Origin of the sequence: Duganella rivi, assembly GCF_009857435.1 — a bacterium.
GTDB lineage: Bacteria > Pseudomonadota > Gammaproteobacteria > Burkholderiales > Burkholderiaceae_D > Rugamonas > Rugamonas rivi.
The window spans coordinates 84,690-100,753 of record NZ_WWCK01000004.1; the positions used below are offsets into that span (position 1 = coordinate 84,690).

Consider the following 16,064-nt stretch of genomic DNA (forward strand, 5'->3'; position numbering starts at 1 on the left):
ATGGTTCAAACGCCCACTCCCCGGAGTAGGCGTTTTCATTTCTCCATTCAGAAGCCATGAGCATGGGCAGAAGTGAGATTTTGCGTATTTTAAGGGTGAGCATGATGCTATCCTCATGCCCATCGCAATACTCATCGCCTCATCCATGAAAAGACTGCTGCTTCTTACCTTGCCCCTTCTCTTTAGCGCTTGCGCATCCGTGTCCCTTCCGCTCCCAGCAGACAATGAAGTCGCACCGGGATTTCGTCGCCCAGCGACCAATGCGCGGATTTTAATGCTGCCTCCCGAAGTCGAATCAGTGGAATTGGAAGCCGGCATCAACGGCTTGAAACAACAGCTCCACCAGCAACTACGCGCGTCGGGTTACCAGGTCTTGATACTCGACCAGAACAGCTACGACACGATCTGGAATCAGGAAATAGCGGAGGTCGGCGGCATTTACGATAGCGGAACGGGCGCCCTGCGCCGGCAGGCGTATTTGCAGGCGCTCGGCCACCTAGTTCAGCGAGTGAGCAGCGAAACGGGAGCGGCATTGGTTGTGCGCCCGCAATTGGTACTCCGCCCCGCGGAACTATCGGGCGTATCGGCCGTGTGGGATGGGCAGCAACGCCGCAAGCTCACCAAGGGCGCTGGCGACGACACCATGCGGCATGACGGCACGACAGTGGGTTTGTCAGTTGGAATCAGCATGTTTGCCCCGAGCGGCGAGTTCGTGCTGAGTACGCACGGAGGCGCTTCGCTCCCGTTCAGGCTTAATCTCGAAACCAAGAGGAACGAGGTGCGCTCCGACTTATTCTCGAACGACAAAGAGATCGCCGAGGGGGTAGCACTTGCACTCACACCGTTTCATCGAGCATAAACGGCGGATTTATCTGGCAATCGATGGCAGATTGGGTTTTAGTTAGCACACACTAAGGCCCGGCAGGCAAGCCTTCTTTGCCGAGCGCGCTGTCTAGAATTTTGTTCAGCGCGCTCACATAGATCGCAATCCCAACCGGGGTTTCACCAACCACGGTAAGTTGCCGAACCGGCATCCCGACAAGATGCCATTTGCCATTGTGCTCTTCCAGCACCATCGAGCCTGATGATCCGGGCGGCATGTCACAGTTTGATAGGAAAAGGCCGGTAACTGTGGTTATGCGTTCGGCTGAACATCCTTCCTGAGAAACAATTGCGCGTCTTTCGTCAGGCATTTTTACTGAACTAATAGTTTTCAACCGTCCAATGGGCGTGCGCTGTCCCGGCTCGGGCCTATCAAAAATTAAAGCTCCATATTCTTTACCCAGGCAACTTTCCAGACGCAGTACCGCTACGTCCCCCACTAGCCCACGCTTAGTCCCCTCCTGATAACTGCCAAACTCGATAACTTTTGCCGTCATCGATCCCTTGAATCTGCCAGTTTGGGCGTCGAGGTTGAAAGCGAAATTCACTACGTGTCCAACAGCTAGTTCATCGAATAACTCAACTTTACCTGTCGCCATATCTTTCGATTTGCCATACGCGACATGGAGGTTCGTCATAATATGGCAGCCGTTTTGCCCAACAATGAATGCATTCCCGATTAGCTCGCTCTGGGGCTGCGACACCTCGCCCACCAGCTTCGCAAGAGTCCCGCTAGGATCAACTGGCTTACGAAGCGATTCCTGACAAAACGCCGAAGCCATCGCCAGAAAAGTCAGAGCAACCATTACGGCCCTGCTTAAAAAGAAAATATGTCCTCGCGTGTCCATAGACTGAATCCTACAGTCTCTTTGATGCGACGGCAGCAGAGGCGCTGGCGTGGGAGAAGCCGTGGTGCTGGAGGATGTCGATCAGTTCTTGCGGGGAGCTGCCGAGCTTGAGGTTTTCGGCGATCCACTTGTGCCAGTCGGCGGTGACTTCCCTCGCCTCTTCCGCTATTTCCAAATTCATGATGATGCGCGCCAGCAGTGCGTTGATGCGCTTGGTGTCGATCAGGTGCTGCACAACTGCGTGGCCGGAATATGGATACGGATGCAGCGTGCAATTGCCTACTGCCGCCAGACGGTGCGCATGCATCGCATCCAAGTTGACGGATTCTTTGGTGGCTTGATCCGGCTTGGTTCCGAAGATGATGTGCATTTCCGGCAGCGCGCCGGCCTTGTTGCGGCCCAGCGTCTGCAAATCGTAGTAGCCCGAAACCGGCGGGTTGGCGGCCAGATCGCGCATCACCGACAACCAGCGGCGGTCGTGGTACAGCAAGGCCTGCTGCGGATCGAGGAAGGACAGCGGCCCAAACGCCAGCACTTGCTGCGCGTCCAACAGCATCCCGTACATCACCGCTGCATAAGCGCCCATCGATTGGCCGATGGTGATGACTTTGCTCGGCTTGATCTCGCGGATCAGCGCGCGTAGGCTAGCCGCTGTTTCATCGGGATGCATGCCCAGCCCATCAACGCGCCGGTGATACCACGCGTTGCCCGAGTCGCGCACCAGTATCTTGTTGATGTGCCGCCCGCTCGCCTGCTCCAGCTTTTTCAGCCGGCCGTAAAAATCAAAATCCGGCCGCGTCTCCCACGAGACAAAGCCGAAAGCGATCACCAATATCTCACCCGGAATAACGCGGTCGACCAGCACGTCCTCGGTGCTGGTTTTCACGCGCCGATTATCCAGCGCAGGAAGATCGGTGACCGATGGGGGCATGGCCGTCAGTGGATTTCGCTGTAGAAGCAGCGGCCGCAGGCTTGGCGGTAGCTCTCGTTGCCGCCGATGCTGATCTGCTCGCCTTCCTTGATGCGCTTGCCGTTTTCGTCGACACGGATGTTCATGGTCGCCTTCTTGCCGCAGCTGCAGATGTTTTTGATTTCTTCGATATCGTCCGCCAGCGCCAGCAGGTAGGCCGAGCCGGGGAACGGTTCGCCCAGGAAGTCCGACCGCAGACCGTAGGTAATCACCGGCACGCCGCGAACTTGCGCCAGCTGGTGCAGCTGCTTGACTTGTTCCTTGCTCAGGAATTGCGCCTCGTCCACCAGCAGGCAGGCGATTTTCTTGTCGATGGTAAGCAGGAAGTCGGTGTCCTTGTCGAACACTTCGGTCTCGCGCTGCGGGCCGAGGCGCGAGGTAACTTTGCCGACGCCGTAACGGTTGTCGATCGCCGCCGTGAACAGGCGCACTTGCTGGCCCTGTTCCTCGTAGTTGTGCGCCACCTGCAGCATTGCGGTGGATTTGCCTGCGTTCATCGCAGAGTATCGGAAATAGAGTTTTGCCACTGCAAGCCTTCTGTTGGTGTTGTTGTGCCCTTGACGCCGGGAATTATATGCGCCCCGATCAATTATTTCTATCGTGTTGATTAGTATATTTAGCTATCTATTTAATCGGATGCGCTTTAATATTCACACATCGGGCAACAACGCCTAGCCAACAAACTCAAGGAGCCGCACCATGAAAACCATCGCCTTCGTCCTGTCCGCCGCGCTGTTCGCTGCCACTGCCGCCACGGCGCAAGAGATCGGTGAATACTCCGGCAACACCAGCTTCGTCTCGACCAAGACCCGCGCTGAAGTAAAAGCCGAAACCCTGGCCGCCATCCAGCGCGGCGAGTTGCGCGACGGCGAGCAGTATCCTGACCCGCGCGTCGGCCAGCCAGAAGTCAAAGCCAAAACCCACGCTGAAGTGAAAGCTGAATTGGCCGCCTACCGCAGCGAACACAAAGGCGCCGTGCAAGACACCGCGCTGTAAGAAGCAGCAATATTGGCGGAAATGGCGCATACTTGCTTTTAATGCAGCAAGGAGACAAATATGCGCAAACCCGCGTTGTTCACCCTGATTGGCAAGACGCCACTGGCCGAGATTACCCGTCTCGACACCGGCCCTTGCCAACTATTCCTTAAACTGGAATCGCAAAACCCCGGTGGCTCGATCAAAGACCGCATCGGTCTGGCGATGATCGAAGCGGCCGAAGCCCAAGGCTTGCTCAAGCCCGGCGGCACCATCATCGAGGCGACCGCCGGTAACACCGGCCTCGGTCTCGCGCTGGTCGGGCGTTTGAAAGGCTACCGCGTGCTGCTGGTGGTGCCGGACAAGATGTCGACCGAAAAAGTGCTGCACCTGAAGGCGCTAGGCGCCGAGGTGCGCACCACCCGTTCCGATGTCGGCAAGGGCCATCCCGAGTACTACCAGGATTACGCCGCGCGGCTGGCCGCCGAGATGCCGGGCGCATGGTACTCCGACCAATTCAACAACGCCGCCAATCCACTGGCGCACGAAACCACCACTGGCCCGGAAATCTGGGAGCAGATGGCGCATCAAGTCGATGCCATCGTGGTCGGTGTCGGCTCCTCCGGCACCTTGACCGGCTTGACGCGCTACTTCCGCAAAGTCGCGCCGCACGTCGAATTTATCCTGGCCGATCCGGCTGGCTCCATCCTCGCCGAGTACATTGAAACCGGCCACGTCTCCGACACCAGCGGCTCGTGGGCGGTGGAAGGCATAGGCGAGGACTTCATCCCGGCGATTGCCGATATGACGGCAGTAAAGAAGGCCTACACCATTACCGACCACGAAAGCTTCGCCACCGCGCGCGCCTTGCTGAAAGAAGAAGGCATACCGGGCGGCTCGTCTACCGGCACGCTGCTGGCCGCCGCCCTGCGCTACTGCCGCGAACAAACCACGCCGAAACGCGTGGTCAGTTTTGTGTGCGACACCGGCACGCGCTACCTGTCCAAGGTCTACAACGATGGCTGGATGCGCGATCAAGGTTTGCTGGAACGCCCGCAGCATAAGGATCTCCGAGATTTAATCGGCCGCCGCTTCGATGCTGGTGAAGTCATCAGCGTCACGCCCGAGGACACGCTGATGATCGCCTTCAACCGCATGCGCGCTGCCGATGTGGCGCAGTTGCCGGTGCTGGAAAAAGGCCAGCTGGCAGGCATCATTGATGAATCGGATCTGCTGCTGTCGGTCGGCACGCAGCCGGAGCGCTTCAATCACCAGGTAGGCAGCACCATGACACGGCGGCTGGAAATTCTCGCGCCGGGCGCGGATCTGCAAGCGCTGCGCGATGTGCTGGATCGCGGCCTGACCGCCGTGGTGGCCGAAGGCGACACTTTCTACGGCCTGATCACCCGCTACGATTTACTCAACCATCTGCGAAGGACGTTATCTTGAACGAGAAAAAAGCCGCACTGGCCACGCGCGTGATCCACGCCGGCCAATCGCCCGATCCGTCCACCGGCGCTATCATGCCGCCGATTTACGCCACCTCCACCTTCGTGCAGGATAGCCCCGGCGTGCACAAAGGGTTGGATTACGGCCGTTCGCACAATCCCACGCGCTGGGCACTGGAGCGCTGCGTGGCCGATCTGGAGAGCGGTTCGCAAGCTTTCGCCTTTGCCTCCGGCCTCGCGGCGATATCGACAGTGCTGGAGCTGGCCGACGCCGGCTCGCACATCATCGCCGGCGACGATATGTACGGCGGCACCTACCGCCTGTTCGAGCGTGTGCGCCGCCGCAGCGCCGGCCATGACTTCAGCTACGTCGATCTGACCAATCCCGAGAACCTGCTGGCCGCGATCAAGCCCGAAACGAAAATGGTGTGGGTCGAAACGCCGACCAATCCCATGCTCAAGCTGGCGGACTTGCAGGCGATCGGCAAAATCTGCCGCGAGCGCGGCATCATCGCTATCGCCGACAACACCTTCGCCAGCCCGATCGTGCAACGCCCGCTGGAACACGGCTTCGACATCGTGGTGCACTCGGCCACCAAGTATTTGAACGGCCACTCGGACATCATCGGCGGCATCGCGGTGGTGGGTGGAGAACCGCACCAGAAAGCGTGGTGCGAGCAGTTGGCCTTCCTGCAGAATTCCGTCGGCGCGATCGCCGGCCCGTTCGACAGCTTCCTCGCCCTGCGCGGCGTGAAAACGCTGGCGATCCGCATGGAACGCCACTGCGCCAGCGCACTGGAACTGGCGCGATGGCTGGAGCAGCAGCCGGAAGTCCGCAAAGTGTTCTACCCCGGCCTCGAATCACACCCGCAGCACGCATTGGCCAAGCGCCAGATGCACGGCTTCGGCGGCATCATCTCCATCGATCTGAAAACCGACCTGCCGGGCGCGCGCCGCTTCCTCGAAAGCTGCAAGGTGTTCGCGCTGGCCGAGAGCCTGGGCGGTGTCGAAAGCCTGATCGAACACCCTGCCCTGATGACCCACGCCAGCATCCCGGCCGCCCAGCGCGCAGCCTTGGGCATCGGCGACGGCTTGATCCGGCTGTCGGTTGGAATTGAAGATATAGGGGATTTAAAGGCCGATATTCGCAGTTCGCTGGACGCTATTTAACTGCTAATATTCTGCGCATGGAATTCATACTCATTATTGCCATCGTATTGGCGCTGGCCTTCGCCTACTCGATCATCGTCGCCAGCGCCAAGCCGGTTGTCGGCAGCGACTACTACAAGGTGTCCAGGGACGGCCGCGTGCTGCTGGCGGCCGGCTCCAAGGTCAGCGCCCTGAAACCGACCCTGTACCCGGAAGGCCTGAAGGTCAAGCTGCGCGGCGGTTCGCGCACTGGTGAGTTCTTCGTCCACGACCTGGTGGCCGAGACTTACCTGCCGAATCCGAACAAGTATCCGGTAGTGCGCCACAAGGACGGCAACGTCCGCAATAACAAGGTCGAGAATCTGCAATGGGCGAAGGCCGCAGAGCCTAGCGAAGAAGCACCTGCGGCCTAACCATCCTTACTCGCCCGGGTGGTAGCGGCGTTCGAGGTTCTTCTCCACGTCCGCCTTGTAGAACAGGACGTCCTTGAATTCACCCCGCGCGTACATTGCGGCTTGGTCGTAGAAATGCGGCGAAGCCGGATTGCCACTCTGCCCGCCCGCCAAGATGCTGCGCGCCTTGATGCGCGGCCCAAACTCCACCGCTGCCACGAAGCTGTTGCCACGTTCGCCGTAGATGCGTTTCGTCGTCTGCTTGGAGGTCATGCCGTACGCCGCCAGCGAACCCCAATTGGCGGAAGCGAAAGCCACCGGCAAGCTAGGCTTGCTGTCATCGAACGGCTGCGCCACGTCGCCGGTTAAGCGCTGGAAGCGATTGATCTCGCCCCACGGCGTTTGCCAGTTGCCAAAGTCCTTGGTCAGCTTGGCGACCGCGCGCTCCAGCGCTTCAATGCGCTGCTGCGGCGTGACAGCGGCCTGGATGTAATCGAGCACCTGCACTTCCTTGGCCTTGGCAGCCGGCTGGTAAGTCGTCCACAAATCCTGCGCCCAGTAGATCGCCAGCGAAGTGGCGGTCGACTCCAGCGTGTAGCGCATGTCCCAGCCACGCAGCGCGGCGATCTGCGGCGCCAGTGCGGCCTTGCGCGCATCATCGGCTGGCAGTTCGTCGTAGGCGGCGAACAGTTGCGGCAGCAGCGGCTCAAACGCCGGCAGCTGATTATCGTAGGACGCGGCGATCAGGCTGTCGATGGTGAAGTCCTTTTTATTTTCCAGCACGCGCACGGCGTGGATGCCGCGCGGGTTCTCAGGATTCATCGACATATAGGCCGGATAGTCCTTTACCTTAGGGCTGTATGCACCGGCTGCCGTGTAAGGCCAGTTGTTGGTGTTCTGGATCCAGCCGTTCTTAGGATTGAACAGCGTGATGGTCTCTTTAACTTCGTGCAGGCCTTTCCACTCGGTGGACGGATTGCTGCCATCCACCGGATGCTTCCAGTCGAACTGCGGATCGCGGCGCGGGATGAAATTCCCGTGGAAGTAAGCGATATTGCCGTCGGCGTCCGCGTACACGGTGTTGTTAGACGAATTGGTGCGCAGCGCCATCGACTTGTAGAAAGCCTTGTAGTTGCGGGCCTTGGTACGGATGAAGGATTGCGTCAGCGCTTTCAGCGGCTCGTTCATCAGGCGCACGGCAATCCACTTGCCGTCCTTGGCGCGCACGATCGGGCCGTGATGGCTGTAGTAGACGCGCACCGTCTTGCTGGCCATGCCGTCCTTGGTTTTATAAGGCAGCGCGATGTTCACCGCTTTCAACGGACGCTGTTCGCTGCCGTACTGATAGAAGAACTGGCCGCCTTGTTCGCTGATAGTTTCGAGGTATTCGTCGATCACATCGCCGCCGCCCGAGGTGTGCATCCAGCCTACGCGGTCGTTAAAGCCTTGGTAGACGAAGAACTGGCCCCACGTCACCGCGCCGTAGGCGTTCAAGCCTTCTTCGCTGTGGACTTGGATTTCGGGACGGAAGTAGAACGAGGTGTGCGGGTTAATCATTAGCAGCGCGTGGCCGTTCCTGGTGTGCGACGGCGCGATGGCGAAACCGTTGGAGCCGCCCGGTTCCTTATCCAGATCAATGCCATCGCTCGACGACATTAGTACCGGCGGCATCAGCGGAAGCTTGGCGCCGTCCGCATACAGCGCTTGCAGCTGCTTGATGTCGATGGTTTCAATATCGCCGCCGATGCTGCCTTCGCTGAAGCTGAGCGCCATCCACGGTTCAAAGTGCGTGAGCAGCGCTGGCCTCACTTCGGGATGCGTTTGCAAGTAGTAATTGAGACCATCGGCCCACGCATTCATCAGCTTCTTCAGCCAGGCCGGCGCTTCTGCGTATTGGCGCTTCAGTTCATCGGGATTGATGAACAGTTTCATGCGCAGGTCTTTATACAGTTCGGCCTCGCCCTCCACTTCCGCCAGGCGTCCCATGGCGTTGATGAAGTTGAGCTCCACGCGGTGGAAGTCATCTTCCGCCTGCACGTAGACCATGCCGAATACTGCGTCGGCGTCGGTCTTGCCGTAAATGTGCGGGATGCCCCATTTATCGCGCAAGATGGTGACGCGCTTGGCGGCGGCCTTCAGGCGCGCCGCTTCGTTCGCAGGAGCGACCATTGCTACTGGGGCCACAGGCGCCGCAACTGCCGCGCCCACCGAAACTAAACAAATCAAGGAGAGCGCGTTCCGCATCTTAAGCGTTGGCCAGTTCGGAGAGACGGCGCTGCAGGACGGTGATCTCTTCCAGCAGGGCGGCGTTCTTTTGACGCAGTGCGGCGTTTTCGGCGCGCAGCTCCTGCACGTCGGCCGGCATATCGCTGTAGTCGACGGCCGGTGCGGCCTTGGCTTCCTTCGGCTCCTTGGCTGGACGCGAGGCAGCACGCAGTTCGCGCACTTCCTTGGCGGCCTTTTGCAGCTCCTTCTTGCCGCCGGCGACTGCGGCCAGCTGCACCTCTTCCGGCAGCGATGCCACAGTGGCCGCTGCGTTGATCGAAATGGTGCCGGCGCGTACCGCCTCCACCAGTTCCGGCGTCGCGGTCTTCTGAATTTTTTCGATCTGGCCGATGGTCGCAGTGCTCAAGCGCGCGGCACGGGCGATGTCCTCGCGCGATGCCAGCGGCATGGCGGCTTGCTTCTTCGGCGCTTCTTCGCCTTCCGCCGGTGCGATGCGCGCATCTTCGGCAGCCGCTTCGGCCGCCAGCTCCAGCGCGCGCGCCGTCATGATTTCCTTCTTGCGCAGCGCCAGCACGCCGCGCTGGTAGTCGGAGATGCTGCGGCGGCCCAGATTGTTATCGATCATCCACAGCTTCACATCTTCCAAGGTGCGGAAGCTGGTGTTTTGTATCACCTTGAATGGCACCCCGTGTTCCTGACAGATCTGGTAGCGGTTGTGGCCGTCCACCAGCACGTCTTCCCACAGCACCAGCGCATCGCGGCAGCCCTCGGTCAGGATGCTGCGCTCCAGCGCCTGGTATTCACTCTCGGTCAGCGGCTCGATGTAAGCGCGCAGTACGTCATTGATTTTGATTTGCATTAGATATCCTCGAATTCCGTCCAACATTCTACTAAGGCGATTTTAAGAAAGCAAAACTACACTTCTACTCAGTCAAACGTGCTTTCTCCGCCAATTGACGCAAAGCCCCGACAGGTTTCCCGCCTGCTCGGGGCTTTGTTTTTTTGCGAAGACACAACGAACATTCCACTCTGACAACGACAAGCCATCAGCGTCGTGTTATCTTAGATTCATGGAAGTAAATATTAATTCTCTGGAGAAATAACATGATGGTAAAGACCTCCCTCAAGCTGGCCGCCTTCGCCGTTGCAGCCGCCCTCAGCACCATGGCTGGCGCCGTTGAGACCAACCTGACCAACCAGTACCAGATCACCTCGGCCGCCGACGCGGTGGTCGGTGAAACCAACCAGTACGTGTTCACCTACACCGTGAAGAATCTCGGCCAAGGCTATGCCGGCACCCACACTGGTTTGGACGGTCTGACCATCTACGTACCAGACAGCGCCACTTTCCTGGGCGCGACCGTGCCGGACGCGTTCGTTGGCCAAAACCACGCGCCAGGCTACTGGAGCACCGGCTTCTCGACCACCGGCCTCGACCTGTCGCTGGGCAATGGCGACACCTCGGAAAATATGGCCGCCGTGGCTGGTTACAAGACCTTCACCTTCTGGGGCCAGTACACGGAATCGGTCTACCAGCTGGGCTCGACCGCGACCTTCACCATCACGCTCGGTAACGTCTCGGTGGGCCAGAACGCCGTCGGCATTTCGAGCTACTACGGCGGCTACGGCGTACCGAGCGGCCAAAGCTACGTGAACAACCAGTACGGCAACTACACCACCTTCACCACCACCGCTACCTCGGCCATCGCCGCGGTACCGGAACCAGAAACCTACGCCATGATGCTGGCTGGTTTGGGCATGGTCGGCTTGATCGCGCGCCGTCGCCGCCGCCAGGCTTGATTGTTGGCTGTATCCAATAAAAAACGCGCTACGGCGCGTTTTTTTATGCCATGATTCGGCTTCAACAATAAGGATTTAACATGGTTAACTACATCATTCGCGTCTCCTACCCTGCTGCCAACAGTGACACCTTTGACCGTGTCAACGTCGAAATGGCCAAGTACAACGTGGCCGGCGCCATCAAGGCCGACGACGGCAATGGCTACTACCTGCCGCAAGGCGAGTACTGCTACAGCGGCGCGGAGACCATCAACGAAGTGCGCGACGCCGTCTACCGTCTCGCCAGCAACATCCAGCCGGATCCGCAAGTGCTGGTGGTGGAAGTGACCACGCTGTCGTGGGCCGGTTTCAAGCTGGTGGAAGCGGCCTAAGCGCGCGCCCCAAGCCTGTCCCAAGCCCGCAGTTTGCGGGCTTTTTTTATGCCTACTGTCAAGGTCTGGTGTCGAATAACAACGAAGAAAATATATTTATTACATTCAAATTGAAAGTTGATTCATCAACTCCTAGATTGAAAGCTGCAGTACAACCAAAAACAGGGGAGATGATGATGACAAAAGCAATGAGAATGCGCCCTATCGCCGTTGCCGCCTTGCTGCTGGGCTTAGCCAGCGCTGGCGCCCAAGCGGCAACCATCTACGATTCAGGCACCGACATCACGGACGGCAACTGCATCTTCAACACCAATTGCGGCCCGGCATTCGGCTTCTACGATGATTATGCTGCCCAGATGTTCACCATCGGCAGCAATGCGGTTGTGATGTCGGCCAGCTATGGCGTATTCAATACCGGCGCCAACCTGCCGACCGCCATTAACTGGCAATTCCTACTGGCCGATGGCATGGGCGGCCTACCGGGTACGGTGGTCGCTTCGGGCAGCAGCGGCACGCTGGGTACTACCTACATCGGCAGCAACTACGGCTACAGCATCGACAACCACTTCTTCAACATGCCTTCTGTAGCCTTGAGTGCCGGCACCTACTACTTTGCGGTGCAAGCGGTGTCGCCGATTTTCTCGAATTACCTTGCGTGGGGTGGCGTGACATCGGGCGCGGCCGAGTACTACAACGGCGCGTGGTATGCCAATTACCAAGGCCACGCCAGCATCTCGGTAGCGCTGTATGACGTGACGGCGGTGCCGGAGCCATCGACCTACGCCATGCTGCTTGGTGGTGGGGCCCTGCTAGGCCTTGCGGCACGGCGCCGCAAAGGAGTGTAGTGCGCTTTTAGCGTTGCGCCTTGGCGGCGGCTTTGATTTCGGCACAAGACATCGGCTTGCCATTCTTAGCCGCCTCCGCCTCCAGCTGCTGGCAGCCGGTGTAGTTATGCCAGAACACCACCACGTAGCCAGCAACACCCAGCACCACGGCCACCATTGCACCGGCCAACACCAATTTCACTGCTTTTTCAGACGCCATTTCTCAACTCAACATTCACGACGGGGGAAGGCATTCTCCGCCGTGCAGCCGGGTCAAGTCAAGCCGCGGCGACGCAAGATGGGGAGGTTATGCGTTATTAGGTTAATACCACCTTTTGCTGTACACTGAGTGTCCCACCTCGGTACTTTGTCACCGTCCTGTTTCCTTCCTGTTTAGGCCTAGCCCATTCCTGTCCGATTCTCGACCATGGCTCTACTTTAGAGTTGGGATCATTCATCCACAGCCAGGAGCAGCATATCAGTACATATACAGGAACTATCCATTGGTTTAGCAGGTTAAAAGGTATTGGCCAGATCAGGCCGCATACCGGTGGCCATGATGTCATGGCCAATATAAGTGATTTCGTTGAAGCGCAGCCAGCAGGTTCGCTTGAACACAAGTTTGTTTCGTACAAGCTCGCCAAGTCGGATTTCGGCGGACAAGCTCGACAAATCCACCTCATGCGGGGGATTTAAGTCATGGCAAAAGAAGAACTGATTGAAATGCAAGGCGTTGTTCAGGAAATCCTCCCCGACAGCCGTTTCCGCGTCGCATTAGAAAACGGCCACAACCTGATTGCCTACACCGCAGGCCGAATGAAAAAAAATTTCATTCGTATCCTTGCCGGCGACCGCGTCACCCTTGAACTGTCCGCATACGATTTAAGCAAGGGCCGGATCACGTTCCGTCATATCGACTCGCCGAGATCAACGGGCTCTCGCCCGAACTTCCGCAATAGGCGCTGAGTTCGCCCCTGACGCCTCCATCGCAACGCACTGTCGGTCAACTGACCGACGGGGTCGTTACTCCAACTAAATAACCACGAAGAACAGCGCGAGAAAGGAATTTTGCGGAACTAGCAAAACCCAAAAGTCAGCGGGCGCCAACCGGGAAAGGTGCATGTGGGGCTGGTGCTCCGAGCCGGAATCGAACCGGCACGCCTTGCGGCGGCAGATTTTAAGTCTGCAGTGTCTACCAATTTCACCATCGGAGCCCACACAAGCCCGGTATTATGCCATGAACCAGCCGTAACTGCCAGACAACTATAGAATCCGATAACATGGCATCATTGCTAATGCCGATGCCACGAGGATGTTCATGACCGCTCTCCGCAGATTATGACGCGCCCCGCTATGCGCCCTGCTCATCACGCTGCTTTGCGGCGGCGCCATCGCCGCCGAAGCACCTGCCGCGCGGCCAACTGCCAAACTGGAATTTGCCAACCGTACCATCTTCATCTTCCGTGCGGCGCTGGCCGGCTTTACGCCCGACGACCGCGCAGCCGGTGCGCGCAAGCGGCTCGACTCCGCCCTCGCCGGCAATGGACCGCAACGCACCGCCATCCATCCGATCAACGAAGGCACGCAGGTGATGCTGGACGGCGCGCTGCTATTCCTCGTCACCCCGGCCGATATCAACCCGCTGGCCGGCGACACCACTGATAGCGTCGCCACCGAAAGCGCCGCCCAGCTAACCAAGGCGCTGGCCGAGCGTCGTGAACAATCCAGCCCGCGCTACCTGTTGATCGCTGCGGCGCTGTGCGCTGCCGCTACGCTGCTTTTGGCGCTGGTGCTGCGTGGCTTGTCCATGCTGCAGCGCTGGACCGGCAAGCGTCTGGCACGAGGCATCAGCCGCCATCTGGGCCGCGTCAAAGTAAAAAACGTGCGCGTGCTCGATGCCGAACACTATCTGCGCTTTGCGCGCCACTGCGTCAATCTGCTGTCTTTGGCGCTGCGCCTCGTCGCCGTGTATTTGTGGGTGGCGTTCGTCATGGGCAAAGTACCTTACTCGCGCAGCTGGGGCGAGCGGCTGCAGGATTACCTGATCGCCGTGGTGACCGATGTCGTGCAGGGTTTCCTCAACGCCCTCCCCGGGCTGCTGCTGGTGGCGGTGATTGTGGTCATCGCGCGGCTGGTGATACTGACACTGGGCTCAATATTCCAGCGGGTGGAAAGCGGCGAGCTGCAAGCAGGCTGGCTGGATCGGGACACCGCCGTGCCCACGCGCCGCATCGCCAACGTGGTGATCTGGCTGTTCGCACTGGCGATGGCCTATCCCTACCTGCCCGGCGCCCAGACAGCGGCCTTTCAGGGATTGTCGGTGCTGGTTGGTTTGATGGTGTCAATCGGCGCTTCCAGCATCGTCGGCCAAGGCGCCAGCGGTTTAATCCTGATGTATTCACGTTCGCTGCGCAAGGGCGAGTATGTACGCGTCGGCGATGCGGAAGGCACGGTGGTGGAGCTGGGCATGTTCGAAACGCGCCTGCGCACCGGCCTTGGCGAAGAGGTGACCCTGCCGAATGCCTGGGTGCTGTCCAACACCAGCAAGAATTATTCGCGCGCTTATCCGGGCACCGGCTTTGTGCTCGATACCACCGTCACCATCGGCTACGACACGCCTTGGCGGCAAGTGCACGCCCTGCTGGAACTGGCGGCGCACCGCACCGAGGATATCGCCAGCTCACCCAAGCCGTACGTGATGCAGGCGGCGCTGTCCGACTTCTATCCCGAATATCGGCTGGTGGCCTACGCCACGGTAGAAACCCCGCGCCAGCGCGCCGAGGTGCTAAACCGGCTGCACCAGCAGATCATCGATGTGTTCAACGAATACGAGGTACAAATCACCTCGCCGCACTTCGTACAGGAACCGGCAAGCTCGCATGTCATACCGAAAGAGGAATGGCACCGCGCACCAGCGATGGCTAAGGCTTCCGATCCCGCGCCACCGGCGGTAAGCGATGCTTAATCAGCCCAACGCGCTGGGCGCGGTAGATGCCGCTGTGGCCCGAGAATAAATAGGCCACTACACAAGCCAGCGCCGCGTAAGGCCCGATCTGCGGGCCGAATAATTCGATGGCCATGATGGTCGAAGCCAGCGGCGTGTTGGCCGCGCCGGCAAACACCGCCACGAAGCCCAGTCCCGCCAGTAGGGCAAACGGCAGATGCAGCAACGGCGCCAACGCATTGCCCAAAGTCGCGCCGATGTAGAACAGCGGCGTCACCTCCCCGCCTTTGAAGCCGCTGCCTAGCGAAGCCACCGTGAACGCGAATTTACCCAGGAAGTCCCACGGCGCTACTGGCTGCTGGAACGCTTCCACCATCACCGGGATGCCAAGGCCGATGTAGCGCGTACCCAACCACCACACCGCAAGCGCCACCACGGCGCCGCCTATCATCGGCCGCAACGGCGCATACGCTATGTGACGCTTCATGAAAGCCGATGCCGCATGAGTGGACTTAGCGAAGGCCATGCCGGCCAGTCCAAACACAATACCCGCCACCAGCACCGCCGCCACGCCCCACAAAGTAATCGGCGCAATGCTGCTAATGGCGTAATGCGTATGATGCACGCCCCACGCCATGCCAACTTGATCGGCTGCGATTGCAGCCACCATGCAAGGGAAAATCGCGTCGTAGCGCAAGCGGCCTATCGCCAGCACCTCCAAACCAAAGATCGCACCGGCCAGCGGCGTGCCAAACACCGACGCGAAACCGGCACTGATACCGGCCATCAGCACGATGCGGCGCTCGGCGTGACGCAGGCGGAAGATGTGCGTCAGCTGATCGGCCAGCGTGCCGCCCATCTGCACCGCCGTGCCCTCGCGCCCGACCGACGCGCCGAACCAGTGCGAGACTACGGTGCCGACCAATACCAGCGGTGCCATACGCAGCGGCACCACATTCTTGGGATCGTGAATCTCGTCGATCAGCAGATTATTCCCGGCCTCGACGCTGCTGCCGAGCTTGAGATACAGCCAGCCGACCGCGAAGCCGGCCAATGGCAGCAGCCAAATAATCCAGCGATGCGACTCGCGCCAATTGGTTGCGGCATCGAGCGCAAACAGGAAAAGGGCTGACGCCGTGCCACTCAGCACAGCAATCAGCCCAGCGAGCGCCGTCCACTTACCGATATACGGCAGCAGGGCGATTTGTTCCGGGTAGCGGGAAAGCTTTTTCATG

At 59.4% G+C, this 16,064-nt stretch carries 17 protein-coding genes and 1 tRNA gene; 10 read left to right on the forward strand and 8 right to left on the reverse strand.

The window, feature by feature from the left end:
• Nucleotides 1-274 precede the first annotated feature (274 nt).
• Nucleotides 275-859 carry an exosortase/archaeosortase family protein gene (locus GTP45_RS12785; protein WP_161014283.1) on the forward strand — a complete coding sequence of 195 codons (585 nt, stop codon included), beginning with the start codon at nucleotides 275-277 and terminating at the stop codon, nucleotides 857-859.
• Between the two features lie 52 nt (nucleotides 860-911).
• On the opposite strand, the gene GTP45_RS12790 is transcribed toward GTP45_RS12785, so the two are convergent.
• The 3 genes from GTP45_RS12790 to GTP45_RS12800 are packed head-to-tail and all read right to left on the reverse strand — an operon-like array spanning nucleotide 912 to nucleotide 3,227.
• Nucleotides 912-1,730, reverse strand: a complete 819-nt coding sequence (locus GTP45_RS12790; protein WP_161014284.1) for a trypsin-like serine peptidase — start codon at nucleotides 1,728-1,730, stop codon at nucleotides 912-914.
• Between the two features lie 10 nt (nucleotides 1,731-1,740).
• Entirely contained in the window at nucleotides 1,741-2,616 is an 876-nt protein-coding gene (locus tag GTP45_RS12795; protein ID WP_371874449.1) for an alpha/beta hydrolase family protein, read from the reverse strand.
• A gap of 50 nt (nucleotides 2,617-2,666) precedes the next feature.
• Nucleotides 2,667-3,227 (reverse strand): thymidine kinase, encoded by a 561-nt coding sequence (locus tag GTP45_RS12800; RefSeq protein WP_161014286.1) that lies wholly within the window; start codon nucleotides 3,225-3,227, stop codon nucleotides 2,667-2,669.
• A gap of 172 nt (nucleotides 3,228-3,399) precedes the next feature.
• Between GTP45_RS12800 and GTP45_RS12805 the strand changes: the two genes are divergently transcribed.
• The 4 genes from GTP45_RS12805 to GTP45_RS12820 are packed head-to-tail and all read left to right on the forward strand — an operon-like array spanning nucleotide 3,400 to nucleotide 6,685.
• Nucleotides 3,400-3,696 (forward strand): DUF4148 domain-containing protein, encoded by a 297-nt coding sequence (locus GTP45_RS12805; RefSeq protein ID WP_161014287.1) that lies wholly within the window; start codon nucleotides 3,400-3,402, stop codon nucleotides 3,694-3,696.
• 60 nt (nucleotides 3,697-3,756) lie between these two features.
• A complete protein-coding gene (locus GTP45_RS12810; RefSeq protein ID WP_161014288.1) occupies nucleotides 3,757-5,124 on the forward strand; it encodes a pyridoxal-phosphate dependent enzyme in 1,368 nt (455 codons plus the stop codon).
• The gene (locus GTP45_RS12815) at nucleotides 5,118-6,293 is read left to right on the forward strand and encodes a trans-sulfuration enzyme family protein (protein WP_161014865.1); all 1,176 of its coding nucleotides are present in this window, start codon (nucleotides 5,118-5,120) and stop codon (nucleotides 6,291-6,293) included. The genes GTP45_RS12810 and GTP45_RS12815 overlap by 7 nt, the downstream gene beginning before the upstream one ends.
• Before the next feature lie 17 nt (nucleotides 6,294-6,310).
• Nucleotides 6,311-6,685, forward strand: coding sequence for an HNH endonuclease (locus GTP45_RS12820; RefSeq protein ID WP_161014289.1), 375 nt, complete (start codon nucleotides 6,311-6,313; stop codon nucleotides 6,683-6,685).
• 6 nt (nucleotides 6,686-6,691) lie between these two features.
• Here the strand turns inward: GTP45_RS12820 and GTP45_RS12825 are convergent, their stop codons facing one another.
• Both GTP45_RS12825 and GTP45_RS12830 read right to left on the reverse strand, forming a co-directional pair.
• Nucleotides 6,692-8,833, reverse strand: a complete 2,142-nt coding sequence (locus tag GTP45_RS12825) for an acylase (protein ID WP_229258440.1) — start codon at nucleotides 8,831-8,833, stop codon at nucleotides 6,692-6,694.
• Between the two features lie 76 nt (nucleotides 8,834-8,909).
• A complete protein-coding gene (locus GTP45_RS12830; RefSeq protein ID WP_161014291.1) occupies nucleotides 8,910-9,749 on the reverse strand; it encodes a hypothetical protein in 840 nt (279 codons plus the stop codon).
• 245 nt (nucleotides 9,750-9,994) lie between these two features.
• On the opposite strand from GTP45_RS12830, the gene GTP45_RS28675 reads away from it, so the two are divergent.
• The 3 genes from GTP45_RS28675 to GTP45_RS12845 all read left to right on the forward strand — a co-directional run bounded on the left by GTP45_RS28675 (nucleotide 9,995) and on the right by GTP45_RS12845 (nucleotide 11,906).
• On the forward strand, nucleotides 9,995-10,690 hold the full coding sequence (locus GTP45_RS28675) for a PEPxxWA-CTERM sorting domain-containing protein (RefSeq protein WP_161014292.1): 696 nt from the start codon (nucleotides 9,995-9,997) through the stop codon (nucleotides 10,688-10,690).
• A gap of 80 nt (nucleotides 10,691-10,770) precedes the next feature.
• On the forward strand, nucleotides 10,771-11,061 hold the full coding sequence (locus tag GTP45_RS12840; protein WP_161014293.1) for a hypothetical protein: 291 nt from the start codon (nucleotides 10,771-10,773) through the stop codon (nucleotides 11,059-11,061).
• A 188-nt stretch (nucleotides 11,062-11,249) separates the two neighbouring features.
• Nucleotides 11,250-11,906 carry a PEP-CTERM sorting domain-containing protein gene (locus GTP45_RS12845; RefSeq protein WP_229258441.1) on the forward strand — a complete coding sequence of 219 codons (657 nt, stop codon included), beginning with the start codon at nucleotides 11,250-11,252 and terminating at the stop codon, nucleotides 11,904-11,906.
• 7 nt (nucleotides 11,907-11,913) lie between these two features.
• Here GTP45_RS12845 and GTP45_RS12850 read toward each other — a convergent pair whose 3' ends face one another.
• Nucleotides 11,914-12,105: a hypothetical protein gene (locus GTP45_RS12850; protein WP_161014294.1), complete on the reverse strand. Its 192-nt coding sequence runs from the start codon at nucleotides 12,103-12,105 to the stop codon at nucleotides 11,914-11,916.
• A 479-nt stretch (nucleotides 12,106-12,584) separates the two neighbouring features.
• Here GTP45_RS12850 and infA point away from each other — a divergent pair, with 479 nt between their 5' ends.
• Nucleotides 12,585-12,851 (forward strand): translation initiation factor IF-1, encoded by a 267-nt coding sequence (infA, locus tag GTP45_RS12855; protein ID WP_161014295.1) that lies wholly within the window; start codon nucleotides 12,585-12,587, stop codon nucleotides 12,849-12,851.
• Nucleotides 12,852-13,014: 163 nt separating this feature from the next.
• On the opposite strand, the gene GTP45_RS12860 is transcribed toward infA, so the two are convergent.
• Nucleotides 13,015-13,099: transfer RNA gene (locus tag GTP45_RS12860), tRNA-Leu, on the reverse strand.
• 176 nt (nucleotides 13,100-13,275) lie between these two features.
• On the opposite strand from GTP45_RS12860, the gene GTP45_RS12865 reads away from it, so the two are divergent.
• On the forward strand, nucleotides 13,276-14,850 hold the full coding sequence (locus GTP45_RS12865; RefSeq protein ID WP_503826743.1) for a mechanosensitive ion channel family protein: 1,575 nt from the start codon (nucleotides 13,276-13,278) through the stop codon (nucleotides 14,848-14,850).
• Here GTP45_RS12865 and GTP45_RS12870 read toward each other — a convergent pair.
• Nucleotides 14,807-16,063 (reverse strand): voltage-gated chloride channel family protein, encoded by a 1,257-nt coding sequence (locus GTP45_RS12870; RefSeq protein WP_161014296.1) that lies wholly within the window; start codon nucleotides 16,061-16,063, stop codon nucleotides 14,807-14,809. The two genes, GTP45_RS12865 and GTP45_RS12870, sit on opposite strands and share 44 nt — an antisense overlap.
• Nucleotide 16,064: the final 1 nt, after the last annotated feature.